Raw genomic sequence first — 24,972 nt, 5'->3', positions numbered from 1 at the left:
AGCCCCTGGATGCCTTGCCGGAGCTTGCGGATCGCTTCGATGATGTCCTCGCGCTCGGAGACGATTGCCTCCAGGCGGTCGGACAATACCTTTTGTTCTTCTTCGGCGCGCAGATTGACTGCGCCGAGCCGCTCGCGCTCGATCTTGAGGCGCTCCAGCGTCCTTTCGATCTCGCCGGGATCGGGCATCGGGCCATCGGCTTCGAGACCGGTGTGGCGAATGACCAGATGCGGCGGCGTATTCAGCACTTCCTGGATGCGCGCCTCGACCTCGCGACGGCGCTCGTCGGCGGCAGTCAGGCGTTCTTCGGCACGGGCCCTCGCCTCGCGCGCTTCGGCGAGCCCCTGGATCGCGACAGTCGCAGCCTTGTCGAGCACCGCCTGCTTATTTTCCGCATCCTGAAGTCGGTCGGACACTTCCTTGCGCAGAGCCTCGGCTTGCGTCAGTTGCGACATCAGCGCCCGGCGGCGGGCATCGAGTTCGTCGGGCGCCTCAGCCAGCAGCTCGCGCTCGGCAGCAGCCTCCTCGCGCCGTTCGGCTAGCGCATCGATCTGCTCGGCGGCACTTTCAGCGCGCAGCACCCAGCTCTGGCGCTCGGCAGCGATGGCCGTCAGCCGCCGCGTTCTCGCCTCTGCTTCGCGATTGAGGCCGTCATGCACGGCTCGCGCGTCAGCGACCGCTGACCTATCACGAGCGACCGCGCCGGAAAGCTGCTCAAGCCGCACTTGGAGATCGGCGAGATCAGGCGCCGAGCCAAGCATGTCCTCGGCTTCGACGTAGCCGGCCTGCGCCTCCTCATGCGCATCGGCGACACGAGCGCGCGCTTCGTCCAGGGCCGCGCGGCGGCTGGTCAGCTCGCCGGCAGCCTTTTCGGCCTGGGCAAGCGCGTCGCGCGCCGCACCGACCTGATGCTGCGCGTTGCGCCAAGCCTGGCGCGCCTGCCGTTCGGCTTCGGTGTTTTCGCGCACGGTATTTTCAGCGCGCGCCAAACCTTCTTCAGCAGCTCGAACCAGGAGCGTCGCCTCGACCGCCTCGGCATCGAGTTCGGCCAGGCGATTCTTCTGGGCAAGGCGCTGCGCAGCAGCCGTCGGTGCGTCGGCACTTGCGGTCAGCCCATCCCAGCGCCACAACCCGCCTTCGCGGCTGACCAGACGCTGGCCGGGCGCGAGCAGCGGCTGAAGCCGTGCCGCATCAGCGGCATCGATGACGCCAATCTGGGCCAGGCGGCGCGCCAGCTGGTGCGGCGCACGTACCACCTCAGCGAGGCTACGCACGCCATCGGGCAGCTTCGGGTCGCTTGCGGCTGGCTTGGTAACGCCCCAGTGGACGGGAGCGGCGCGGTCGAGAGCTGCTTCAAGGTCGTCGCCAAGTGCCGCACCTAGGGCCGTCTCGAAGCCGCGCTCGACGCCGATCTGTTCCAGCACGGCCGGAAAAAGATCGCCCGAAGCGGCGTTGATGATCTTGGCCAGCGTGCGCGCCTCGGTCTCGATGCCCGCGAGTTCGGCCTTGGCCTCCTGCAACGGCGCACGAGATGAAGCCTCCGCCTGCCGTGCCTCAATGACAGCGCGCTCGGCCTCGGTGGCGGCGAACTCKGCCTCTTCGAGCGCCTCTTGGGCGGCCTCGGCCTGCATCTGCTTTTCCGCCGGGTCGGCGAGCGCTGAAATGCGCGCGGCGATTTCGCCGGCCTCGCGATCAAGCTCGGTTAGCTGGCGGGCAAAACGGTCGCGGCGATCGGCGGCATCACGCATGGCGCGTTCGGCCTGGGTGCGACCGGCAGCGGCCTCGGCGCGCTCGGCTGTAGCGCGACCAAGCTCGGCCTCGGTCAGCGCCAGCGTCGCCATCGCCTCTTCGAAGGCCGCGCGGGTATGCGTCTCGCGATCAGTGGCGCCGGCATTTTCGTCGTTGAGCGCCTTCTCCTCGGCATCGAGGCGCGACAGGATCGCGGCATTGTCGCCGATCATGCGCTGCTCCCGGACGATGTCGGCGTCGAGCTGCTGCAGGCGCCGGTCGAGTTCGCTCTGGCGTGAGTTGATGCGGCCCGCCTCTTCCTCAAGCTGGGAGCGGGCAATGGAAAGGCGCTGGAAGGTCGCAGCGGCAGCAGCCGCGGCATCTCGCATCTCGGGCAGCTTGTGGGCGCCGATGGCCTGATCCCTGGCGGCCGCCATCTGGGCGGCGGCGCGGTCGCCGACAAGAGCGGTGGCGGTGGCAAGGGCCGACTGGGCCTCGCCTTCCTGAACTTTGGCCAGCGTCCAGCGCAGATGCAGCAGCGTAGCTTCCGCCTTGCGAATATCGGCCGACAGGTTCTTGAAGCGCGAAGCCTGGCGCGCCTGGCGCTTCAGGCTTTCAATCTGGCTTTCGAGCTCCCCAACGACATCGTCGAGGCGTTCGAGGTTCTGCTCGGCGGCGCGCAGGCGAAGCTCGGCCTCGTGGCGGCGCGTATGCAGGCCTGAAATGCCGGCCGCCTCCTCAAGCAGCGCGCGKCGCGCCTGGGGTTTTGCCTGGATCAGCTCACCGATGCGGCCCTGCCCCACCATCGAGGGCGAGCGCGCGCCGGTCGACTGGTCGGCGAACAGCAGTTGCACATCCTTGGCGCGGGCTTCCTTGCCATTGATGCGATAGATGGAGCCGGCCTCGCGCTCGATGCGGCGCGACACCTGCAATTCGTCGGCGTCGTTGAAAGAAGCTGGCGCGGTACGGTCGGTGTTGTCGAGAAACAGCGTCACTTCGGCGGTGTTGCGTGCCGGCCGCGTGCCGGAGCCCGAGAAGATGACATCGTCCATGCCCGAAGCGCGCATGTTCTTGTATGAGCTTTCGCCCATCACCCAGCGCAACGCTTCGACCAGATTGGACTTGCCGCAGCCATTCGGCCCGACGATGCCGGTGAGGCCGCGTTCGATGACGAACTCGCCGGGCTCGACGAATGATTTGAAACCGAGGAGGYGGAGGCGCGAAAACTTCATTCGCGCCGTTCCGCACGGAAGGGTGCACCGAAGCTGCGTTGCCTCGGCGCCATGACCCTATCAGAGCATGCCGTCGATAACCGCCGACATTTCTTCAATCGTCATTGCCCCTTTGTAGACATTCCCGTTGATGAAGAAGGTCGGGGTCGAGTCGACCTTGAAATCCTTCTCGCCGCGGGCGCGCACTGCCCTGATATCGTCCAGAAGCTTCTGGTCAGTCAAGCAGGCCTCGAACGACTCCTGTGTAAAGCCGGCGAGCTTGGAAATCTGCAGCAGCGCATCCTTGGGCGTCTGCGAAGCCGCCCAATTCTGCTGCTGCTTGAACAGCACGTCGACCATCGGGAAGTAGTTATCCTTCGAGCAGCGCGCAAGCATGAAGCCTGCTTCGGCCAGCGGATCGAAGGGGAACTCGCGGTAGATCAGCCGCACCTTGCCAGTGTCGATGTATTTGGTCTTGAGCGCCGGCAACGTCGTCTCGTGGAAATGCGCGCAGTGCGGGCAGGTCATCGAAGCATATTCAACGATGGTGACCGGCGCATCGGCCTTGCCCAGCGACATGTCAGGCAGGCTTCCGGCTTCGAGCAGCTTGGCCATGTCGACCGAGCCCTGCGAGACGGGAGCCTTAACAGCAGGTGCTGCCGGCGCAGCTGGCGTTGCTGCTGGAGTCGCCGGTTCGGCAGGCTTGGCGGGCGTTGCTGCGTTGGCCTGCTCGCCGGAGTCGCTGCAAGCGGAAAGCAACGCTGCTGCCGATACGGCTGCGAGCCCGGTAAGTGCGGTCCTGCGAGAAATGGAACGGAGCATACGAATCACCTGACGATGGTTGGATTTTGCGATGTTCAGATACGTGAAAGCGATAGTTGGCGCGAATTAAGGCATGGCTGTCCCCAAACCAATCGCCATTATCCGCACGTGCGATCACAAATACGCGAGAAAGACGGCAAATTCTACTTTCGGCTGCCCAGGATGCTCGCCCCAAGCTTTTCCAGCGAAGCCTTCAGGCCCTCGTCTTCTATGTACTGGACCGTTCCCGCCAGCTTGCCCTGCTCGGCCTCGGTGAGCTTGCGCAGGCGCGGGCGAGCCTTGGCCGCTGCCGAAGAGACCGGCTTCTGCACGATGCGAATGCGGCCGATGGCGTTGAAGCCGAGATAGGAATTGACCCGGCCGATGATCTCGCCGGTCTCGTGCTGGAGGTGAAGCGCTGCCGGTCCCGAGCAGGCAACGATCAGCACCGCCGGCTCGAACGGGTCGTCCTCATGCATGCGCCGCGGCCATTGGATCTTTTCGGGCCTTGTGTTGTGGGCCAGGCGCGGGCCGACGATCTCCTCCCATGACTGGACGAGGCCTACCGAGATGCCGGTGCGCTTGCGCAGGACCGGATCGAGGATGGCATTTGCCAGATCGCTGACCGGAACGGGATTGCCCGTCCACCTTTTCCCTGCCATGTCGTTCTCCAGAAATGACCCTGTCGACACGCAACGCCGAAGGCAGTCCACCCCATCAATGGCATCCCGAACCGATCCCCGCAAGCACGCCACTGATGTGGACGGCACCATCGCCACCTTGTTGCTCGACTGGTATGACGTTCATCATCGCGAGTTGCCCTGGCGCACGGCCCCAAGCGACCTGAAGCGTGGCATCAAACCCGACCCATACCGTGTCTGGCTCTCCGAAATCATGCTCCAGCAGACCACCGTCGAGGCGGTGAAGCCCTATTTTCGGGCATTTCTGGACAAATGGCCCGATGTCGGTGCTCTCGCCACTGCCGAAACTGAAGACGTCATGAAAGCCTGGGCCGGGCTTGGTTATTACTCCCGCGCCCGCAATCTCAAGGTCTGCGCCGAAACGGTGGCGCTTATGCATGACGGACGCTTCCCCGACAGCGAAGATGGTCTGCGCACCTTGCCCGGCATCGGGCCCTATACGGCCGCAGCAATCGCCTCCATCGCCTTCAACCGGCCTGCGGCGGTTGTCGACGGCAATGTCGAGCGCGTGGTCACGCGGCTGTTTTCAATCGCAACGCCCCTGCCCCAGGCCAAGGTCGAAATCCGTGCCCGTGTCGAACGCATGCTGGCCACCGCGCGACCTGGCGATTTCGCCCAGGCGATGATGGATCTCGGCGCCACCATCTGCGCGCCACGCCGCCCGCGCTGCATACTGTGCCCACTTCGGTCCGATTGCAGCGCGGTCGTCTCAGGCGATCCCGAGTTCTACCCGGTCAAACCGGCCAAGGCGGAACGGCCGCAGCGACGCGGTGCGGCCTTCGTCGCTGTCAGGAGTGACGGTGCAGTGCTTTTGCGCAAGCGTCCGGGCAAGGGTCTGCTCGGCGGCATGACCGAGGTACCGACCACCGATTGGACCTCGCGCGTCGATGGCGCAACTGGCGCTGACAGCGCGCCTTTTGCCGCGAACTGGCAGCGCGCGGGCACCATCACCCACGTCTTCACCCATTTCGCCCTCGATCTCGACGTCTTTCGCGCCGAAGCGGCCTCGGATCAGGCGCCAGACGGCCACTTCTGGTCGGCAGCCGCCGACCTCGCTGGGGAAGCCTTGCCAAGCGTCATGAAAAAAGTCATCGAAGCTGCCATACCGGGTGCTACGAAACGAGGACGCTAGCGAAGCCATGAGCGAAATCCGCCACATCGTCTACGACATCGRCAAGGTTCTGATCCACTACGACCCCGACCTGCCTTTCAGCCGCATCATCCCCGATCCGGTCGAGCGCCGCTGGTTCTTCGACAATGTCTGCACCAGCGAGTGGAACATCGAACAGGATCGCGGCCGTACCTGGGAAGAGGCTGAAGCGCTGCTGATCGCCGATTTTCCCGAGTATGAAAACAGCATCCGCGCCTTCCGCCTGCACTGGCACGACATGGTGCCGCATGCCTATGACGACTCCGTTGCCTTGATGGAAGGGTTGGTCGACGCCGGCCACGACGTCACCATGCTGACGAACTGGGCATCCGACACGTTTCGTGAGGCGCGCGGTCGCTTTCCCTTCCTCGAACGGCCGCGTGGCGTGACGGTTTCCGGCGACATCGGCCTGATCAAGCCCGACCGCCGCATCTACGACCGCCACGTAGCGTCCTTCGATCTCGACCCGAAGGCTTCGCTGTTCATCGACGACAGCCAGAAGAATGTTGATGGCGCCATCAATGCCGGCTGGCAGGCAGTGCTGTTCACAAATGCGAAGACGCTCGAGGCGGACCTCGAGCGTCTCGGGATCGGACGGTGACTGGAAACCCGCCGATCTGCAAAATCCGGAGCGCCTAGGCTCCCGGAATTCGAGCTTTTACTGCAGGATCTGGAAAGCTTCTGCAGGGCCAGAACTGGCTGGCCATGGTGCCTGCGCAGCCGCGCCGGATGCCCTTCGAGGCCCGGCGCGACGCTTGATCGATCAGGCCCCAGCCTTTTCCATGCCGACGCGCACGATGCGGCGCAATTCGTCGATCTGGGTCAGGCCGCCGGCACGCTCATAGTGCCAGAAGGTCCAGCCGTTGCAGGCGTCCAACCCTTGAACCGCAGCACCGACGCGATGGATCGAGCCGGCGGTGTCGCCGATCGACAGCGTACCGTCGGCCCGAACATTCGCCGCCCAGCGCCTCTTGGCGTCGTAGAGCGTGGTGCCCGGCGTCAGCAGTCCCATGTCGAGGAGGCTGCCGAACGCGACACGCGGTTCCGCGCGCTTGCCGGTCAAGACGGTTAGCGTCGGGCCATCGAGCGTCCGCACCGAGGCGATGCGCTCCTGGGCCGCGTCGATGTAAGCCTGTTCGCGCTCGATGCCGACGAAGTGGCGGCCGAGGCGTTTTGCGACTGCACCGGTCGTGCCGGAACCGAAGAACGGGTCAAGCACGACGTCACCCGGCTGGGTCGAAGCCATCATGATGCGAGCCAGCAGCGCCTCCGGCTTCTGCGTCGGATGCAGCTTGTTGCCGTCGTCGTCTTTCAGCCGCTCGCCGCCGGTGCAGATCGGAAACAGCCAGTCCGAGCGCATCTGAATGTCGTCATTCGAGGCCTTCAGCGCGTCGTAGTTAAAGGTGTAATTCTTGCCCTTCTGGTCACGCGAGGCCCAGATCATCGTCTCATGGGCGTTCTGGAAGCGGCGGCCGCGGAAATTCGGCATCGGGTTGGTCTTGCGCCACACGATGTCATTGAGCATCCAGAAGCCGAGATCCTGCATGATCGCGCCGACGCGGAAGATGTTGTGGTACGAGCCGATGACCCAGATGGTGCCGTTCGGCTTGAGCACGCGGCGGGCAGCCAAAAGCCAGGCGCGGGTGAAGGCGTCGTAGGCGGCGAAGCTTTCGAACTGGTCCCAATGATCGTCGACCGCGTCGACCTTCGACTGATCCGGGCGATGCAGGTCGCCGTCGAGTTGAAGGTTGTAGGGCGGGTCAGCAAAGATGACGTCGACCGAGGCCGTCGGAAGCTTGTCGAGTGCGGCGATGCAGTCGCCCTTGATAATGGTATCGAGCCATTCAGAGCGCTGTGGCGTGCGGGAAAGTTGGCTAAGAGGACGCACTGCTGACATTCTGACACCCGGCTGACGCGTTACTGTTTACTCGCTGTTATGGTTACCGATCAGCGTAAATAATTGGTGAAGCCGCCGCCCGAATTTGCGGATCGGGCCAGAATGGTGTAATCGCCGCGCCTTGAACTTTTCCGCCCGCGCCCCGGCGCCGACCCCATTTTCCGGACCGTCATGACCCAGCCAGACCTAGTGATATTCGATTGCGACGGCGTGCTCGTCGATTCCGAAATCATCGCCGCCCGCATCGAGGCAGAGCTTCTGACCTCAGCCGGCTTCGAGATCACCGCTGAGGAGATCGCCGAGAGCTATGCCGGCCTGACCTTCAAGGACATCCTGCTCAGGATCGAGGAGAAGTCGGCGATCCCGTTCCAGGCTTCCCTGATCAGCCAGGCCGAGGATCTGGTCGACCGCCGTCTCAAGAACGAAGTCCGCGCCATCGACGGCGTGCACGAAGCAGTGGCTTCTGTTACAGCCCCGCGCTGCATCTGCTCCAATTCGACGAGCGAGCGCATCGAGATGATGCTTGAGCGCACCCGCATCCTGCCGCTGTTCAAGGGCCGCATCTTTTCGGCACTGGAAACGCCGAGCAAGAAGCCGAAGCCTTCGCCCGACGTCTTCCTGCATGCGGCAAAAACCTACGGCGTCGATCCGGCCAAGACTTTCGTCATCGAGGATTCGGTGCACGGCATATCAGGCGCGGTTTCAGCCGGCATGCGCGTCATTGGCTTCACCGGCGGCGGACACAGCTATCCAGGTCATGCCGACATGCTGACGGAGGCTGGTGCTGAAACGGTGATTCGCCGCTGGGCCGACCTTGGCGGCGTGCTTGAGGCTCTCAGCATGTGGTCGGAAAACGCCTGACCGTTTTCCGACTAACCAGGCCTGTGCCAGATCCGATCGACAAAATCGGCGATCAGGGGCGCGATCTCCGGCAAATTCTCTTCAAGCGCGAAGTGCCCGGTGTCGAACAGATGCAGCTCCGCTTCGGGTACGTCGCGGAGATAGGCATGGGCACCCGGCTCGGGGAAGAAGGGGTCGTGCCGGCCCCATAGAATCAGCGTCGATGGCTGATGTTGCCGGAGCCAGGCCTGCCATTCGCCATAGCGTGCGACGTTGCTGTGGTAGTCCAAGGCCAGATCGATCTGCGGCCGCTTGCGGCCGGGCAGGTCGAGGAAATGCTGGTCAAGCGTCCAGCCATCGGGTGCCAGCAATTCGGGCCTGCCAACGCCAATCTCATACTGGAAGCGCGTGCCCGCAAGGGTAAGCAAGTCCCGGATCGTCTGCTCGGTATTCGGCTGGTCAGGCCGCAACGCAATGAAGTCGCGCGCGCCGTCCGACAAACCCTCCTCATAGGCATTGCCATTCTGGACAATCAGGCCGGCGAACCATTCGGGATGCCGTGTCGCCAGGCGAAAGCCAACCGGTGCGCCAAAATCGAACAGATAGGCCACGAAGCGGTTCAGCCCCAATCCTTTGACAAACCCTTCCATCGTGTCGGCGAGCTGGTCGAAGCTGTAGACGAATGTTCCGCCCGCGCTTGCCGGCTGCGGCATGTCGCTATGGCCAAACCCCGGATAATCCGGCGCGATCACCCGGTAACTGTTGCCGATGGCATCGATCAGCCGGCGAAACTGATGCGAAGCCGAGGGAAAGCCGTGGAGCAGCAAGATCACGGGCGCATTCGCGCCGCCATCGGCCGGTATCGACTCGCGATAGAATATCCTGACACCACCGACGTTAAGATGGCGATGGATCACGCGGGGAAATGCCAGGGCTGTCATTTCACATGCCTTTCGTCTAGAATTATGCATTAGCAACATCCGCCAAGTCGACTAATGTGTCAATGATGATTTTAGGAGTTAGCATGAGTGCAGATTTCACAGCGCTGACCGGCGAACTGCTTGGGCTGGATCTGGTCAACACGCGCGCCCGCAGCGGTGCGGACAGCATCGACCACCTGGCGACGCCGGACGGCTTGCGGGCGTGGATCGCGCTGGAAGCGGAGCGGCTGCAGGGCTTTGGCGGAGAAGCGCTGGTGGCGGTCTCGCAAGCCGATCTTGCCCTCATCCACGCAGTACGCGAATGCGCAACCAAGGCGATCGACCATGTCCGCCACGGCAAGGCGCCGCCAGACTCAAGCCTGCACGGGCTCAACCAGGCGCTGAGGGCAGCGCCGTTGCATCTTGAGCTTCAGTGGAACGGATCGTCGATGGCAGTACGGCCCAAGCGCAGCGGTTCGGTTATCGCCGATCTCGCTGCCTGCCTGGCGGAAGCAGTGGCGCAAGTGCTTGCCGATCCTGCAGTCGCCAGCATCCGCAAATGCGAAGCCGAGGACTGCACGATGCTGTTTTTGCCGGCAAGCAGCCGCCGGCGCTGGTGCGCGGCGGCGCGTTGCGGCAATCGCATCCGCGTCGCGCGCTACTACCAGCGCCACAAGGACAGCTGACCCGTTTGGTTCAGCGTTACTGCTTGGCGGACTTCTTGGCCGGGGCGTCGTCAAAGCCCGCGAAGATCTGAATGTCGCGCGCGGTCGGGATCGGAATCACGACATTCGGTACCGTGAAGACGAACTGGGTGGCCGTCGACGGGTCTGTGACCTGCACGACGTTCTTGTGAAGCTGCGAGTAAAGCACCTCGGTGCCGCGGGTCACAGCAATGCGGATCGGCATGTTGACCGTGCCCGCGCCACCGGCCGGACCGACCACCACCTTGCCGGCAACCCCCACCTTGATGGTCATCTGACCATCGGCGCGCGTGCAACTGCGGGTGACGTCGGTGATCGCTGATTGATTTACCAGCTTGGCCGGGTCGTCCTGGCCACCCTTGGCGTAGCTGTTGAAGAAGGCCGTGCCGTCACGCAATGTGACACCAGGGCAATAAGCGAGCAACTCGCTGGCCAGAATCTTGCCCTCATCGGCGGCAACCTGCTTGGGATCCTTCGGGGCGGGGCTAAAAAGGCCGCCGCTGCCGCCAGATTGGCAACCTGCGACGGCAAACATAAAGCCGGCGGTCGCCAAAGCCGTCAGAAAACGGCCGTCGATCAAACGAAACACCATGAACTGCACTTCCCTCTCGCAAAGCAGTCGTTCTATATCAACCGCGCGGCAAAAATGCGACTGATAGAGCGCAGTTTTCCCGTCCTGCCGCAGGCAGCAGGTCGCATCGCCTTGGAACGGATAGCTATGCACTATGTGAGCACCCGCGGGGAAGCTCCCGCGCTCGGATTTTCTGACGCTGTACTTGCCGGCCTTGCCCGCGATGGCGGYCTTTACCTTCCAGCCGTATGGCCGCATTTCAGCGCAGCCGAGATTCGCGCCATGCGCGGCCTGAGCTACGCCGATCTGGCGATCAGGCTTTTGATCCCGTTTCTCGGCGGCGAAATCAAGCATGACGTCTTCGAGCGTCTGGTGCGCGAGGCCTATGGCACCTTCCGCCATGACGCGGTGTGCCCGCTGGTGCAGACCGGCGCCAACAGCTTCGTGCTCGAACTGTTCCATGGCCCCACCCTCGCCTTCAAGGACGTCGCCATGCAGTTGCTGGCGCGGCTGATGGACCATGTGCTTGCCGAACGCGGCCAGCACGCGACCATTGTCGGCGCGACCTCGGGCGATACCGGCGGCGCTGCGATCGACGCCTTTGCCGGACGTGAACGCACCGACATCTTCATCCTGTTCCCGCACGGACGCGTCTCGCCGGTGCAGCAGCGTCAGATGACGACGTCGACGGCGGCAAATGTCCACGCGCTGTCGATCGAGGGAAACTTCGACGATTGCCAGGGTCTGGTCAAAGACATGTTCAACGACCACGGCTTCCGCGACCGGGTGCAGCTGTCTGGCGTGAACTCGATCAACTGGGCCCGCATCATGGCCCAGATCGTCTATTATTTCTCCTCAGCCATTTCGCTCGGCGCACCCGACAGGCCGGTCTCCTTCACTGTGCCGACCGGCAATTTCGGCGACATCTTCGCTGGTTATGCTGCAAAGAAAATGGGCCTGCCGATCGACCAGCTGGTCATCGCCACCAACGACAACGACATCCTCGCCCGCACGTTGAAGAGCGGCGAATATCGCCAGACCGGGGTCGTGGCCACCACCTCGCCGTCGATGGACATCCAGGTGTCATCGAACTTCGAACGCCTGCTGTTTGAGGCCTCCGACCGCGACGCGGCGCTCGTGCGCCGCTACATGGCGGGCCTCAAGCAGTCGGGCGCCTTCACCATCGAGGCGAAGTCGCTCGCCGGCATCCGCGCTGAATTCCAGGCCGGCCGCGCCGACATGGACGAAACCGCAGCGACGATCCGCTCGACGCTCGACAAGAGCGGCTATCTGCTCGACCCGCACACCGCAACCGCCGTGCATGTCGCAGCCAGCCAGCCCAAAAGCGACATGCCGATGGTGGTGCTCGCCACTGCTCATCCGGCCAAATTCCCGGCTGCCGTGAAGGCTGCCTGCGGCATCGAGCCCAACCTGCCAAAATGGCTGTCGGGGTTGATGGAACGTAAGGAAAAGTTCACGGTACTTCCATCAGAGATAAAAATGGTGGAAGATTACATTAGCCGCCGCACACGAGCGGCGGGTTAGGGAGTATGCGTAATATGGGTGTTGAGGTAAGCCGTCTGTCGAACGGCCTGACAGTAGCCACTGAAACACTTCCAAGCGTAGAGACTGTAGCTCTCGGCACATGGGTCAAGTCCGGCGCGCGTAATGAGCGCGACGACGAGCACGGCATGGCCCACCTGCTTGAGCACATGGCGTTCAAGGGCACCAAGAACCGCACCGCCTTTGAGATCGCATCGCAGATCGAGAATGTCGGCGGCGAGATCAACGCCGCAACGTCAGTAGAAACGACGTCCTTTTATGCCCGCGTCCTGGCCGACGACGTGCCACTGGCAGTCGACATCCTGTCCGACATCCTCCAGGATTCCGAGTTCGATCCGAACGAGCTTGAGCGCGAACAGCACGTGATCCTGCAGGAAATCGGCGCCGCCCACGACACGCCCGACGACATCGTCTTTGACCGCTTCACCGAAACCGCCTTCCGTCACCAGACAATCGGCCGCTCGATCCTGGGCACGCCCGAGACGGTGAAATCCTTCACCTCGGCGCAGCTTCACGATTTCATGCAGCGTCAGTACGGCGCCGAGCGCATGGTCATAGTCGCTGCCGGCGACGTCAAGCATGACGATTTCGTCCGCCACGTCGAAAAGCGACTCGGCAATTTTCGCCCCAAGGCCGAAAGCGCCATTCCGCAATATGCGCAATATGTCGGCGGCGACTTCCGCGAAGACCGCGACCTCATGGACGCGCAGATCGTGCTCGGCTTCGAAGGCCGCGCCTATCATGTCCGCGACTTCTACGCCTCGCAGGTTCTCTCGATGATTCTCGGCGGCGGTATGTCGTCGCGGCTGTTCCAGGAAGTGCGCGAGAAGCGCGGCCTGTGCTACTCGGTTTATGCATTCCACTGGGGCTTTTCCGACACCGGCATTTTTGGCATCCATGCCGCGACCGGCCAGAGTGACATCGCCGAACTGATCCCGGTGATCATCAACGAACTGCAGCGGACCGGCGAAAGCATCCTGCTCGAAGAGCTTGATCGCGCCCGCGCGCAGTATCGCGCCGGCCTCATCATGTCGGCCGAAAGCTGCTCCAGCCGCGCCTCGCAGATCGCACGCCAGCTTCTTCTGTTCGGCCGCCCGATCGCCAAGGAAGAGCTGATGGAACGCCTGGCGGCCCTTACCGTCGAGCGCCTGACCGACTTGTCGTCGCGCCTGTTTTCGACCCGCCCGACGATTGCGGCGGTCGGACCTGTCGGCACGCTGGCGCCCTACGAATCAATCCTGGACACGCTGCCGGGCGTACAGGCGACCACCCGCAAGCTCGCCGTCTGAGCAGACTTTGCGCATATGTTTTCGCTCTCGCTTTTTCGCCGCGAAACTCCGGCACTAAAAGGCGAACGCGTCAGCCTGCGCATGCCGACTTGGCGCGATTATCACGAATGGATGGCCCTGCGCGCCGAAAGCCGCGCGTTCCTCGAACCGTGGGAGCCGCGCTGGGCACCGGACGAGCTTGATCGCTCGGCCTGGCGTGTCCGGATTTCGCGCTACCAGGACGAATATATCCAGGGCACGGCGGCGGCCTTTTTCATCTACGAAAATTCGACCATGAAACTCGTCGGCGGCATCACGCTTGGCAACATCCGCTACGGCGTCGCCCAGACCGGCCACATCGGCTACTGGATCGGCGAACGTTATGCTGGTCAGGGCTTCATGGTCGACGCTCTCAGGCTTGTGGTGCGACATGCCTTCGATACGCTTCGGTTGCACCGGATCGAGGCTGCCTGTATCCCCGACAATGCACGTTCCGTACGCGTGCTTGAAAAAGCCGGATTCCGGCGCGAAGGACTTTTGCGATCCTATCTCAGGATCAACAGCGAATGGCATGACCACTATCTCTACGCCCTGATTGCGGACGATCCGCAAGCTGTCACCATGAAGGCTTGAACTTGTCGAAGCATTTCCTGCTGGCGCCCTTGTTTGCGCTCATTGTTTCCATGATCGCCAGCGTCTGCGCGGTGTCGCAGGCATGGGCCGTGGAGCCGATCAAGATCTCTCGTGACGACGTCGCGCTCAACCTTTCGGGTGCCGTCGAGATCTACCGCAACCAGGGTGAAAACTTTCAGGTTTCGACAGCACCGGGCGTCGACGGCATCGTTCGCCGCATCGAGGTGGAGGCCAACGACAAGCGCTCAACCGGTGACTGGGCGGTGTTTGCGCTTGCCAACACCACCGACCAGGTGATCGACCGGCTGATCGTTGCGCCGCATTTCCGTCTCGTCGGCTCCGGCCTGATCTGGCCCGACCTCGGCTCCAGCCGCATTGCCGCCATCACGCCCAGCGAAGGCTTCGCGCTCGACCGCCAGGCAAGCCCCGACGCCGACGTGTTCCTGGTCACGCTCAATCCGAACTCGGTAGTGACCTTCATCGCCGAGCTCTCCTCGCCCAAGCTGCCGCAGGTCTATCTGTGGGAACCTGAAGCCTACAAGGACACGGTCAATTCCTACACGCTGTTTCGCGGCATCGTCATCGGCATTGCCGGCCTTCTGGCACTGTTCCTGACCATCCTGTTCGTGGTCAAGGGGACCTCGATGTTCCCGGCCACCGCAGCGCTCGCCTGGGCGGTGCTTGCCTACATCTGCGTCGATTTCGGCTTCCTCAACAAGGTCATAGAGGTCTCGCCCGGCAACGAGCAGATATGGCGAGCGGGCACGGAGGTGGCGCTCGCCGGTACCTTCGTCGTCTTCCTGTTTGCCTATCTCAACCTCAACCGATGGCACGGCCATTTCAGCTATGGCGCCTTCGTCTGGGTCATCGGCCTGCTTTTGATCGCCGGTGTCGCCATTATCGATCCAGCGGTTGCCGCCGGCATCGCACGCATTTCCTTCGCTGCCACCGCCATCACCGGACTCGGGCTCATAGTTTACCTCAGCATCCGTGGTTATGACCGCGCCATTATGCTGGTGCCCAGTTGGGCGATGGTGCTGATCTGGCTCAGCGGCTCGTGGATGGCGATCACTGGCGTTTTGGACAACGACATCGTCCAGCCAGCACTCGGCGGCGGCCTGATCCTCATCATCCTGCTTATCGGCTTTACCGTCATGCAGCATGCTTTCGCCGGCGGCGGCGCCCATCAGGGCCTATTCAGCGACATGGAACGCCAGGCGCTGGCGATCTCCGGCTCAGGCGACATCGTCTGGGACTGGGACGTGCTGCGCGACCGCGTCGTGACCCGCCCCGATGTCTCGCTACAGCTAGGGCTCGCGCCCAACAGCCTGGGCGGTGCGGCGCGCAACTGGCTGCCGGTGCTGCATTCCGACGACCGCGACACCTTCCGCACCACGCTCGACGTGGTGCTGGAGCATCGCCGCGGCCGCGTTGCGCAAAGTTTTCGCCTGCGCGGCGCCGACGGTCACTATCACTGGTTCTCGCTCAAGGCGCGGCCGGTGATCGGTTCGGACGGCGAAGTGATCCGCTGCGTCGGCACGCTGGTCGACGTCACTGAGCAGAAGAAATCCGAAGAACGCCTGCTGCACGATGCCGTGCACGACAATTTGACCGGCCTGCCCAACCGCGAACTGTTCATGAACCGGCTGGAGGCAATCATCTCGATTGCCCGCACCGAAGAGAAGGTACGTCCGTCGGTCTTCGTCATCGACATAGACCGCTTCAAGCTGGTCAATGACGGGCTTGGCATTTCGGCCGGCGACACCATCCTTTTGACCATCGCGCGCCGCCTGCACCGGTTGCTCAAGCCCAAGGACTCGCTGTCGCGCTTCGCCGGCGACCAGTTCGCACTGATGCTCCTGTCCGAACAGGACCCTTCGCGCATCGCCGTAGTCGCCGACGCGATCAAGCAGGCGATCAAGGCGCCGATCACTTTCGCCAAGCGCGAGATCGTGCTCACCGCGTCTGTAGGCCTCATCACCTGGACCACGGCCCAGGCCTCGGCCGAAGACATGGTCAAGGATGCCGAACTCGCCATGCATCAGGCCAAGCGTTTCGGCGGCGACCGCATCGAGCCGTTCCGCCCGGCTTTCCGCACCGTTGGCACCGACCGGCTGCAGCTTGAATCGGACCTCCGCCGCGCCATCGAGCGCAAGGAATTCACGCTTGCCTACCAGCCGATCGTACGGCTCGAGGATGGCAGCGTCGCCGGCTTCGAGGCCCTGCTACGCTGGGATCACCCGCGCCGCGGCATGATCCCGCCGGGCGACTTCATTCCAGTCGCCGAAGGTTGCGGCTTGATTGTCCAGCTTGGCTTGTTTGCCATGCAGCGCGCCGCCGACGACCTCGCCGATTGGCAAAAGCAGATCAGCGACGCGCCGCTTTCGGTGTCGGTCAATCTGTCGAGCCGCCAGCTCATCCGCCGCGACCTCGTCAGCGACGTCCGCTCGGTCATCGCCAGGGCCAATCTCAAGCCGCGCTGCTTCCGCCTCGAACTCACCGAATCGCTCGTCATGGACAATCCCGAGCAGACCAATCACGTCCTGACCAAGCTCAAGCAGCTCGGCATCGGCCTGTCGCTCGACGATTTCGGTACCGGTTATTCGTCGCTGTCCTACCTGACGCGCTTCCCCTTCGACACGATCAAGATCGACAAGAGCTTTGTCGACGACACCTCGCCCAAGCGTGCGGTGCTGATCAAATCGATGGTCAACATGGCGCATGAACTGGGGATGTCGGTGGTCGCCGAAGGCATCTCCGATGAGAGCGATGCGCTCGAACTGCGCCAGATGGGCTGCGAATATGTGCAGAGCTTCATGTTCGGCGCGCCTATTCCCGGCGACCAGGCCCTGAAGATGCTGAAAGAGCAGTACCCGCTTGCTCAGGCGTGACCGGCTGCACTGCTGAGCCGCGCAAGGTCGATGCCGAGCGTGGCGAGGATGCGGTCGTATTTGCGGTCGATGTCGGTGTCGAACAAAAGCTCCGGCGTCGCCGGACAGGTCAGCCAGCCGTTCTCGGCGATCTCGCTTTCAAGCTGGCCGGCACCCCAGCCGGAGTAGCCAAGCGCCATCAGCGCATGGCGCGGCCCGCGCCCTGCGGAAATCGCTCGCAAGATGTCGACCGTTGCGGTCAGGCAGATCTCTTCCGAGACCGGCAGCGAGGACTCGACCTTGTAGTCGTCGGTATGCAGCACGAAGCCGCGGCTGCGATCGACAGGCCCGCCATTGCGCACGATGAAATCCTTGGCCTTCATCGGCAGCCGGATCGCCTCGTGCTCGTCGAGTATGCCGAGTTGAACCAGCAGGTCGGGAAACAGAAGTGGCTGGACCTGGTTGATGATCAGGCCCATCGCGCCCTCGTCGCTGTGGGCACAAATGTAGATGACGGCACGCGAGAACCTGTCGTCCTTCATCCCCGGCATGGCGATGAGGAACTGGTCGTCGAGAAAACCGTGCTGTGAAGCACCCTTTTTCTGGCGTAAGAGGTCCATAGCAAGAACCTAACGCGTTTCCCGGCTTCTTGAAAGATGGCGATAGGGTCGCGGCGTTCATCTTTTCAAAGGCAACGTCACGCAAATATGATGCGATGTGTTGGCGCTCCCTGTTGCGGACGCTGCGGGAGCCTATCAAATCAGCGCCATGAAAATTGCATTAGGTTCCACTATCTGCCTGGGCTCGGCCTTGCTTGCCGCTGCCCCTGCCCACGCGTCGTCGTCGGCCTGGTTCGAGGCCGAAGGCGGGCGTTTCCGCCTCGTCACGTCGGGCGCTCCCGACGCCTCGGGCAAGCTCCAGGGCGTGCTCGACATCGAGCTCAAGCGCGGCTGGAAGACATATTGGCGCGACCCCGGCAATTCCGGAGTGCCGCCGCTGATCGACGTGACGGCAAGCCGCAACGTCTCGGCGGCGGAGTTTTCCTATCCCGCCCCGCAACGGCATGACGACGGCTATTCCAAATGGGCCGGCTATGACTATTCGGTGCGCCTGCCGGTCAGCTTTACTATTCCCGCAACCAGCGAGCCTTCAATGATCGCCGCCGATGTTTTCCTTGGCGTTTGCGAAACCATCTGCGTGCCGGTGCAGGCGCGCCTTGAAGTCGTTCCGGCTGCCGATCCCGACAACGCCGACGATGCCGCACTGGTGAAGGCCGCCCTTGCAGCCCTGCCGGCGGTCGCACAGCCCGAATTCGGTGTGATCGTGAAATCCAGCGAGGGCGAACACATCTCGCTCCTYGCGTCCTCCCCGGGCGCGCCAGAGGCCGTCGACGTCTTCATTGCCGGCACGGACGGCTATCAGTTCGGCACGCCCGTGCGGCATCTGGAGACAGGAAAGCCGGTCTTCACGATCAAGGTGCTCGAACGCCCGGCCACGAAACCTTCCGGCAAGGGCATTCCTTATACGCTGACGAGTGCTGCCGGCGCGGTCGAAGGATTCTTGCCCTACCCCTGAGCAAGATGCGCCCAACTTCCTACATCTGGCCGGCCATTGGATAAAACGCGCATCTGCGCTAGTTGGGATGCGCGTTCATCCTGGATCTTTCAACCACCACGCATGCGAGGAAATTCATGACCATTTCGATTGGCGACAAGCTGCCTGAGGCCACGTTCAAGACGATGACCGCCGACGGGGCCAAGAACCTCACCACAAACGAAATCTTCGCCGGCAAGAAGGTCGTGCTGTTTGCGGTTCCTGGCGCTTTCACGCCGACCTGCAGCAACAACCACCTGCCCGGCTATGTCGAGAACCATGACGCCATCATCGCGCGCGGCGTCGACACCATCGCTGTCGTTGCGGTCAACGACGTCCATGTCATGGGCGCCTGGGCGCGTTTCAGCGGCGGTGAAGGCAAGGTGCTGTTCCTCGCCGACGGCAGCGGCGATTTCGCCCGTGCGACAGGTCTCGACCTCGACCTGTCGGCAGCCGGCATGGGCTTGCGTTCGAAGCGGTTCTCGATGGTCGTCGAAGACGGCAAGGTCACGCAGCTCAACGTCGAAGGCTCGGCCGGACAGGCGATCGACTCCGGTGCTGCCAAGATCCTTGAGCAGCTCTGAAACTGCCCTTGCGCGTCGTCAGCCCTTGGCGGCGCGCAATCCGGCAGGTGGTCCGCTGCGTCCGGTCTTGAAGGGCGCCATGCCCTCGCGCGCCAGTTCGTCAGCGCGCTCGTTTTCGGCATGGCCGGCATGGCCCTTGATCCAATGCCACGTCACCTTGTGACGCTTGTTGGCCTCGTCAAGCGCCTGCCACAGCTCGCCATTCTTCACCGGCTTCTTGTCGGCCGTCTTCCAGCCATTCTTCTTCCAGCCGTGGATCCACTTGGAGATCCCGTCCATGACGTATTTGCTGTCGGTGTGCAGATCGACGGTGCACGGCTCCTTCAGCGCGTTCAGCGCCGAAATCGCCGCGAGCAGCTCCATGCGGTTGTTGGTCGTCTCGGCCTCGCCGCCGCACAGTTCCTTGGTCTTGCCGTTGTAGCGCATGATCGCGCCCCAGCCGCCGGGGCCCGGATTGCCCGAACAGGCTCCGTCGGTGAAGATCTCGATGTGCTTTGTCATTTCAGGCCGTATTCTTGTGCGGACTTGATCGTCCGGTGGAAGCGAAGGCGGCGGATATATTCCGACGGGTCACGCTTCATGACCAGCCCGCCATCCGGGACCGTCAGCCAGTCGTAGAGCCGCGTCAGCATGAAGCGCAGGGCCGAGCCGCGCGCCAGGATGGGCAGTGCCGCCTTCTCGTCACCGCTCAGCGGGCGGACGCTCTGGTAGCCTTCCAGGAGTGCCGTGCCCTTGGTCAGGTTGAAGGAAAAGTCCTTCTCGAAGCACCAGGCATTGAGGCAGGTGGCCAGATCGTAAGCGTAGATGTCGTTGCAGGCGAAATAGAAGTCGATCAGGCCCGACAGCTTGTCGCCGAGGAAAAAGACGTTGTCGGGAAACAGGTCGGCATGGATGACGCCCGAAGGCAGGTCCTTTGGCCAGCTTTTCTCGAATTCGGCGAAGTCGGCGTCGACTTCCCTGGCAAGGCCCGGCTCGACCTCGTCGGCGCGCGGGTGGGCTGCGTCCCACAGCTTGCGCCAGCCATCGATGGCGAGCGAATTCGGACGCGTCATCGCAAAATCCTGGCCGGCGATGTGCAGCTCGGCCAACGCCCTGCCGACCTCGCGACAATGCACGGCCTTGGGCCGGCGTAGCCACATGCCCTCAAGGAAGGTGATGATCACGGCCGGGCGACCGGCAAGCGTGCCGATGACATTGCCGTCCTTGCCGTCGACCGGCAGCGGGCAGGACAAGCCCTTATGGGCAAGGTGCTGCATCAGCCCAAGGAAGAACGGCAGGTCCGATTTTTCGACCCGCTTCTCATATAGCGTCAGGATGTACGACCCGGTCGTCGTGTGTAGCAGGAAATTGGTGTTCTCGGTGCCCTCGGCAATGCCCTTGTAGGACAAAAGCTCGCCGACCGGATAGTTGCGCAGGAACGCTCCGAGCTCGCCCTCGCCGACGTCGGTATAGACTGCCATCAGCCGTTACCGTTGACGAAGGCCATGTCGGCTGGCGTCAGCTCGACGTCGCGCAATACCCGCATCACCGGAAAGTCCTCCGTCTCGGTCGCCGTTATCGCGAGTTCCACATTCACCTCGAAGCGCTCACGGAAAGCGTTGATGATCTCGTCGACGATGATCTCCGGTGCCGAAGCACCGGCCGACAGTCCCAGCGTAGCGATGCCGCCTATGTCGTTCCACGGTATCTCCGACGCGCGCTGAACCAGCAGCGACATCTTGGCACCTGCCCGCTCGGCGACTTCGACGAGACGGCGCGAATTGGACGAGTTGGGCGCGCCGACAACCAGGTAAAGGTCGGATCCTGGGGCCGTCTCCTTCACCGCGTCCTGGCGGTTGGTGGTGGCATAGCAGATCGATTCGGCGGCAGGCGCCTGCAGCGCCGGGAACTTTTCCTGCAGCGCCTTCAAGATGCCTGCGGTGTCTTCGACAGACAGCGTGGTCTGGGTGACGAAGCCGAGCTGTTCGGGATCCACTGGGGCAAAATTCTGAACGTCGGCTTCGGTCTCGATCAGCGTGACCGCGCCATCGTTGAGTTGCCCCATGGTGCCGATCACTTCGGGGTGGCCGGCATGGCCGATCAACAGCACATGGCGGCCCTTGCGCTGATGGCGCATCGCCTGCTTGTGCACCTTGGAGACCAACGGGCAGGTTGCGTCGAGATAGAAAAGATTGCGCGCAACCGCATCGGCCGGCACCGATTTCGGCACGCCATGGGCGGAAAACACCACCGGCGCATCCTGGTGTTCGACGGGGATTTCGCTCAGCTCTTCGATGAAGACCGCGCCGAGGTTCTGCAGCCCCTCGACAACATAGCGGTTATGCACGATCTCATGGCGGACAAAGACCGGCGCGCCGTATTTCTTCAGCGCCAAAACAACGATCTGGATCGCACGGTCGACGCCTGCGCAAAAGCCGCGCGGCTGGCAGAGCCTGATTGTCAGGGGCGGTTTGGTAAGCGTCTGGGGCATTTAATCCGGTTCTTCATTCAGTGCCGAAATGATGTCTGCAACCCCTTGCTGTCAAGGGAGACCCGCTGTCATTTGCCTTCGGGCCGGCGCATCAGCCAAAAGCCCATGACACCCAAAAGTGCAGCCGCAAGCCCATACCATGTCACGGCATATTGCAGGTGGTTGTTGGGCATATCGACCATGGTGACGCCGCCGACCGGCAGGCCACCTGGGTTGGCCGTATCGTCGGCATCGACGAAGAATGGCAGCACGACAGCACCTGACGGCAGACCTGCGGTCGCAGCCATCACGTCGCGATCCTTCCAGTAAAAGATGTTCTTCACCGGGTCGTTGTCAGGCACCAGGGAACCGGGCTTGCCATCGAGCGGGTTGCGCGCGAGGCCTACGATGTTGACCGGCCCCGTCACCTGGCCGACCGGCCGCTTGGCCGCATTCTTGAAATCGTAGGGAACGAAGCCGCGATTCACCAGGACGAAGCGGCCATCTTCCAGCTTGAGCGGGGTGTAGACGTAAAAGCCCGACTGGCCTTCCCAGGTGGCGAAGAAATGCCGCTCGCCTTCGTGAGCAAAGGTTCCCGAGAGCGTCACCGGCCAATAGTCGACATCGCTGGTGGCGCGGAACTTCACTTCCATCTCGGACAATGGCAGCGGTTGGGACTGCGTGCGTTCGGCGATCTGGGCGATCAGCTCCTCTTTCCAATAGAGGCGCTGGACCTGCCAGCTGCCGAGCGCGATCAAGAGCGCGAAAGCAATGGTGCCGAGCACGAGCATCAGAACAAGCCCGGAGCGGCGCGCCGGGGCAGACATGGTTTTCTGGTCGCTCATTCGCCCTTGTCCAAACGCCCTTCGGCGGCCTTGTTACGGTATTGCAGGGTAATCAGTACGCCCTTGATCAGCCGCAGTGAGCCGAGGCTGAGGATCAAGGTCAGCGGTATCCAGAGCAGCAGGTGAAGCCACAGCGGCGGCGCCAGCGTCACCTCCATCCACAAAGCGAGACCGACGACCACGAAGCCGATGATCAGGATGACGAACACCGCCGGTCCGTCGCCAGCGTCGGCGAAGGAATAGTCGAGCCGACAGACGCCGCATTCCTTGCCGACGGTGAGGAAGCTCGAAAACAGCTTGCCCTCGCCGCAGCGCGGACAGCGTCCCTTGAGCCCGGCCGCGATCGGATCGACCGGCGGCCAGATCGCCTTGTCGTCACTCATGGATTTATCTCAATGGGAGTGCCGTCTTCGACCATCTGCCAGATCTCCGCCATTTCCTCGTCGGTAACGGCGATACAGCCATTCGTCCAGTCGAACATCTGCACCAGCCAGGACCACCAGCCATACCCGTTCGGTTGGCCGTGGATCATAATCATTCCGCCGGGATCGACACCTGCTCTCTTTGCCGCAGCCACGTCGTCGGCATTGGGATAGGAGACGTGGATCGATCGGTAATAGCCGCTGCCGGGGTTCCGCCAATCAAGCACATAGCGGCCTTCTGGCGTGCGCTCGTCGCCTTCCTGGCCTTTGTGGCCAACCGGACTGGCACCGAGCGCGACAGCATAGCTGCGAACCACCTTGTCGCCTGATACCAACTCCAGCCGGCGCTCGGACTTGGCCACCCGCACCAGGTCGATGACGTCGGCTGAGGCAAACGCCGTTGAGGCGACAAGGGCAATCAAAGGGAGGGCGAAGCGGCAAATCAGCATGCTTGGTGGTTGCCGCAGAAAAGCGCCAAAAAAGAGAAGGCGGCCGCGTTGCCGCGACCGCCTTGCATCAAGAACCGGATCGATCAGTGGCCGGCAGCGATGGTGGCGCCCGCCGAACCCCAAACATAGATCGCGGTGAACAGGAACAGCCAGACCACGTCGACGAAGTGCCAGTACCAGGCAGCCGCCTCGAAGCCGAAATGCTGCTTCGGCGTAAAGCCGCCACCCATGGCGCGGAACAGGCACACCAGCAGGAAGATCGTGCCGACGATGACGTGGAAGCCATGGAAGCCAGTCGCCATGAAGAAGGTCGCGCCGTAGATCGAGTCGCGGAAAGCGAACGGAGCGTGGATGTACTCGTAGGCCTGCACGAAGGAGAACAGGATGCCGAGGCCGACCGTCAGCGCGAGGCCGTTGACCAGGCCCTTGCGATCATTGTTCAGCAGCGCGTGGTGCGCCCAGGTCACCGCCGTGCCCGAAAGCAGCAGGATGATGGTGTTGTAGAGCGGCAGGTGCCAGGGATCGAGAACCTCGATGCCCTTCGGCGGCCAGACGCCGCCGGTGAACTCGGCGCGCATCACCTGGTGAACTTCGCCAGGGAACAGTGCAGCGTCGAAGAAGGCCCAGAACCAGGCAACGAAGAACATCACCTCGGAGGCGATGAACATGATCATGCCATAGCGCAGGTGCAGCGACACGACGCGCGTGTGATGCCCCTCATTGCCTTCCTTGATCGTGTCCGACCACCAGCCGAACATGGTGTAGAGCACGATCAGCAGGCCGATCGCGAAGATCCAATAGTTGGCGTTCGCGGCGTTGTAGCCGAAGATCGGGAAGACGCTGCCTTTCAGGTGCTGCATCCAGGCGACGCCGCCGAAAGCCATGACGAGCGCGCCCAGCGAGCCGAGGAACGGCCACGGGCTAGGATCGATGATGTGATAGTCGTGTTGTGGTTTCGCGTGCGCGTCTGCCATATCAGCCCCCGGCTTTTCCGTCGGAATTAACATTTTTCGCTTCGCCGTCAACCTTTGGCGCGGCTGCTACGGGCTTTTCCCCCTCAATCGGGAAAAAGGTATAAGACAAGGTTATCGTCCTGAGGTCCTTGAGATCGGGCTCGTTGACGATCGCCGGATCGACAAAAAAGACGACCGGCATATCAAGCGTTTCGCCCGGCTTCAGCGTGGTGTCGCTGAAGCAGAAGCACTCAACCTTGTTGAAATAAGCGCCTGCCAGTTCTGGCGTGACGTTGAACGTCGCGCGGCCTTGGGTCGGCTTGTCGAAGACGTTCTTTGCCGTGTAATGCGCCTGGGTCGTTTCGCCGATCTTGATCTTGACGTCGCGCGCGACCGGCTGGAACTGCCAGGGCAATCCACCCGAAATATTGGCGTCGAATCGGATGGTGACCTCACGATCGAGGATCTTGTCGGAATACTGCTCCACGCGCTGGGTCGTGCCGCCATAACCGGTGACCTGGCAGAACATCGCGTAGAGCGGCACAGCGGCATAGGCCATGCCAACCATACCACCGACAAAAGCGATGCACATGCCGGCAACCTTGCGGTTGGAGCTCTGCTTCTTGGCCTCGGCCTCGGTCTCGTTTGTCATGCCATTGCTCATAGCGAGCGGTCCAGGATGGCCGGGCCGAACTTCGCTATCGTGGCGAGATAAAAGATGATGACAAGTGCCGCGAGCGCCAGGCCGATGGCGATGTTGCGGCTGCGCCGCGCTTTCTTCTGCTTGTCAGTGAGCGTGACGAAATTGTTGTCGGACATA

Annotated in this window: 26 protein-coding genes; 10 read left to right on the top strand and 16 right to left on the bottom strand. The window is 62.7% G+C overall.

The genetic code is table 11. The features are described 5' to 3' along the window. The 3 genes from AC1DUU_RS00890 to AC1DUU_RS00880 form a co-directional block, all read right to left on the bottom strand. Positions 1-2,960 (bottom strand): AAA family ATPase (locus AC1DUU_RS00890; protein WP_476781517.1); only part of this gene is annotated, 2,960 nt, incomplete at its 3' end. Between the two features lie 60 nt (positions 2,961-3,020). Beyond that, positions 3,021-3,761: a DsbA family protein gene (locus tag AC1DUU_RS00885; RefSeq protein ID WP_476781516.1), complete on the bottom strand. Its 741-nt coding sequence runs from the start codon at positions 3,759-3,761 to the stop codon at positions 3,021-3,023. Positions 3,762-3,904: 143 nt separating this feature from the next. Then, positions 3,905-4,402 (bottom strand): DUF721 domain-containing protein, encoded by a 498-nt coding sequence (locus AC1DUU_RS00880; RefSeq protein WP_476781515.1) that lies wholly within the window; start codon positions 4,400-4,402, stop codon positions 3,905-3,907. A gap of 58 nt (positions 4,403-4,460) precedes the next feature. Between AC1DUU_RS00880 and mutY the strand changes: the two genes are divergently transcribed. Beyond that, positions 4,461-5,573, top strand: a complete 1,113-nt coding sequence (gene mutY, locus AC1DUU_RS00875; protein ID WP_476781514.1) for an A/G-specific adenine glycosylase — start codon at positions 4,461-4,463, stop codon at positions 5,571-5,573. 7 nt (positions 5,574-5,580) lie between these two features. Further along, positions 5,581-6,192, top strand: coding sequence for an HAD family hydrolase (locus tag AC1DUU_RS00870; RefSeq protein WP_476781513.1), 612 nt, complete (start codon positions 5,581-5,583; stop codon positions 6,190-6,192). Between the two features lie 162 nt (positions 6,193-6,354). Here AC1DUU_RS00870 and AC1DUU_RS00865 read toward each other — a convergent pair whose 3' ends face one another. Beyond that, on the bottom strand, positions 6,355-7,488 hold the full coding sequence (locus AC1DUU_RS00865; protein WP_476781512.1) for a DNA methyltransferase: 1,134 nt from the start codon (positions 7,486-7,488) through the stop codon (positions 6,355-6,357). Positions 7,489-7,659: 171 nt separating this feature from the next. Here AC1DUU_RS00865 and AC1DUU_RS00860 point away from each other — a divergent pair, with 171 nt between their 5' ends. Continuing rightward, positions 7,660-8,349, top strand: a complete 690-nt coding sequence (locus AC1DUU_RS00860) for an HAD family hydrolase (RefSeq protein ID WP_476781511.1) — start codon at positions 7,660-7,662, stop codon at positions 8,347-8,349. 11 nt (positions 8,350-8,360) lie between these two features. On the opposite strand, the gene AC1DUU_RS00855 is transcribed toward AC1DUU_RS00860, so the two are convergent. Next, positions 8,361-9,269, bottom strand: a complete 909-nt coding sequence (locus AC1DUU_RS00855; RefSeq protein ID WP_476781510.1) for an alpha/beta fold hydrolase — start codon at positions 9,267-9,269, stop codon at positions 8,361-8,363. An 83-nt stretch (positions 9,270-9,352) separates the two neighbouring features. Here AC1DUU_RS00855 and AC1DUU_RS00850 point away from each other — a divergent pair, with 83 nt between their 5' ends. Continuing rightward, positions 9,353-9,934, top strand: coding sequence for a CGNR zinc finger domain-containing protein (locus AC1DUU_RS00850; protein WP_476781509.1), 582 nt, complete (start codon positions 9,353-9,355; stop codon positions 9,932-9,934). Positions 9,935-9,950: 16 nt separating this feature from the next. Here AC1DUU_RS00850 and AC1DUU_RS00845 read toward each other — a convergent pair whose 3' ends face one another. Further along, a complete protein-coding gene (locus AC1DUU_RS00845; RefSeq protein ID WP_476781508.1) occupies positions 9,951-10,676 on the bottom strand; it encodes a hypothetical protein in 726 nt (241 codons plus the stop codon). On the opposite strand from AC1DUU_RS00845, the gene thrC reads away from it, so the two are divergent. Genes thrC through AC1DUU_RS00825 form a run of 4 tightly spaced genes read left to right on the top strand, consistent with a single transcriptional unit; the run spans position 10,671 to position 16,878 of the window. Beyond that, a complete protein-coding gene (gene thrC, locus AC1DUU_RS00840) occupies positions 10,671-12,068 on the top strand; it encodes a threonine synthase (protein WP_476781507.1) in 1,398 nt (465 codons plus the stop codon). The two genes, AC1DUU_RS00845 and thrC, sit on opposite strands and share 6 nt — an antisense overlap. A 14-nt stretch (positions 12,069-12,082) precedes the next feature. Continuing rightward, a complete protein-coding gene (locus AC1DUU_RS00835; RefSeq protein WP_476781506.1) occupies positions 12,083-13,375 on the top strand; it encodes a M16 family metallopeptidase in 1,293 nt (430 codons plus the stop codon). A 15-nt stretch (positions 13,376-13,390) separates the two neighbouring features. Next, a complete protein-coding gene (locus tag AC1DUU_RS00830) occupies positions 13,391-13,987 on the top strand; it encodes a GNAT family N-acetyltransferase (protein ID WP_476781505.1) in 597 nt (198 codons plus the stop codon). Between the two features lie 50 nt (positions 13,988-14,037). Then, positions 14,038-16,878: an EAL domain-containing protein gene (locus tag AC1DUU_RS00825; RefSeq protein ID WP_476781519.1), complete on the top strand. Its 2,841-nt coding sequence runs from the start codon at positions 14,038-14,040 to the stop codon at positions 16,876-16,878. On the opposite strand, the gene AC1DUU_RS00820 is transcribed toward AC1DUU_RS00825, so the two are convergent. Beyond that, positions 16,869-17,477 carry a YqgE/AlgH family protein gene (locus AC1DUU_RS00820; RefSeq protein ID WP_476781504.1) on the bottom strand — a complete coding sequence of 203 codons (609 nt, stop codon included), beginning with the start codon at positions 17,475-17,477 and terminating at the stop codon, positions 16,869-16,871. The genes AC1DUU_RS00825 and AC1DUU_RS00820 overlap by 10 nt on opposite strands. A 148-nt stretch (positions 17,478-17,625) precedes the next feature. Between AC1DUU_RS00820 and AC1DUU_RS00815 the strand changes: the two genes are divergently transcribed. Next, complete coding sequence (locus AC1DUU_RS00815) at positions 17,626-18,432, top strand: protein-disulfide reductase DsbD domain-containing protein (RefSeq protein WP_476781503.1); 807 nt, start codon at positions 17,626-17,628, stop codon at positions 18,430-18,432. Positions 18,433-18,548: 116 nt separating this feature from the next. Next, the gene (locus AC1DUU_RS00810; protein ID WP_476781502.1) at positions 18,549-19,034 is read left to right on the top strand and encodes a redoxin family protein; all 486 of its coding nucleotides are present in this window, start codon (positions 18,549-18,551) and stop codon (positions 19,032-19,034) included. An 18-nt stretch (positions 19,035-19,052) separates the two neighbouring features. On the opposite strand, the gene rnhA is transcribed toward AC1DUU_RS00810, so the two are convergent. The 9 genes from rnhA to AC1DUU_RS00765 form a co-directional block, all read right to left on the bottom strand. Continuing rightward, positions 19,053-19,535 carry a ribonuclease HI gene (gene rnhA / locus AC1DUU_RS00805; RefSeq protein WP_476781501.1) on the bottom strand — a complete coding sequence of 161 codons (483 nt, stop codon included), beginning with the start codon at positions 19,533-19,535 and terminating at the stop codon, positions 19,053-19,055. Then, entirely contained in the window at positions 19,532-20,494 is a 963-nt protein-coding gene (locus AC1DUU_RS00800) for a homoserine kinase (RefSeq protein ID WP_476781500.1), read from the bottom strand. The genes rnhA and AC1DUU_RS00800 overlap by 4 nt, the downstream gene beginning before the upstream one ends. Further along, the gene (gene ispH, locus AC1DUU_RS00795; protein ID WP_476781499.1) at positions 20,494-21,504 is read right to left on the bottom strand and encodes a 4-hydroxy-3-methylbut-2-enyl diphosphate reductase; all 1,011 of its coding nucleotides are present in this window, start codon (positions 21,502-21,504) and stop codon (positions 20,494-20,496) included. Before ispH ends, AC1DUU_RS00800 begins: the two co-directional genes overlap by 1 nt. 68 nt (positions 21,505-21,572) lie before the next feature. Further along, positions 21,573-22,328, bottom strand: a complete 756-nt coding sequence (locus AC1DUU_RS00790) for an SURF1 family protein (protein ID WP_476781498.1) — start codon at positions 22,326-22,328, stop codon at positions 21,573-21,575. Further along, entirely contained in the window at positions 22,325-22,711 is a 387-nt protein-coding gene (locus AC1DUU_RS00785; protein ID WP_476781497.1) for a DUF983 domain-containing protein, read from the bottom strand. The genes AC1DUU_RS00790 and AC1DUU_RS00785 overlap by 4 nt, the downstream gene beginning before the upstream one ends. Continuing rightward, positions 22,708-23,199, bottom strand: coding sequence for a L,D-transpeptidase family protein (locus AC1DUU_RS00780; RefSeq protein WP_476781496.1), 492 nt, complete (start codon positions 23,197-23,199; stop codon positions 22,708-22,710). Before AC1DUU_RS00780 ends, AC1DUU_RS00785 begins: the two co-directional genes overlap by 4 nt. Positions 23,200-23,282: 83 nt before the next feature. Next, positions 23,283-24,173 (bottom strand): cytochrome c oxidase subunit 3, encoded by an 891-nt coding sequence (locus tag AC1DUU_RS00775; protein WP_476781495.1) that lies wholly within the window; start codon positions 24,171-24,173, stop codon positions 23,283-23,285. 1 nt (position 24,174) lies between these two features. Then, on the bottom strand, positions 24,175-24,804 hold the full coding sequence (locus AC1DUU_RS00770; protein ID WP_476781494.1) for a cytochrome c oxidase assembly protein: 630 nt from the start codon (positions 24,802-24,804) through the stop codon (positions 24,175-24,177). Between the two features lie 8 nt (positions 24,805-24,812). Continuing rightward, positions 24,813-24,971, bottom strand: a complete 159-nt coding sequence (locus AC1DUU_RS00765) for a hypothetical protein (protein ID WP_476781493.1) — start codon at positions 24,969-24,971, stop codon at positions 24,813-24,815. Position 24,972 lies beyond the last annotated feature (1 nt).

It is taken from the genome of Aminobacter sp. P4_H6_2, assembly GCF_056400805.1.
The sequence above is the reverse complement of the archived record's forward strand: the minus strand, read 5'-3'. Positions and strand labels throughout refer to the sequence as shown.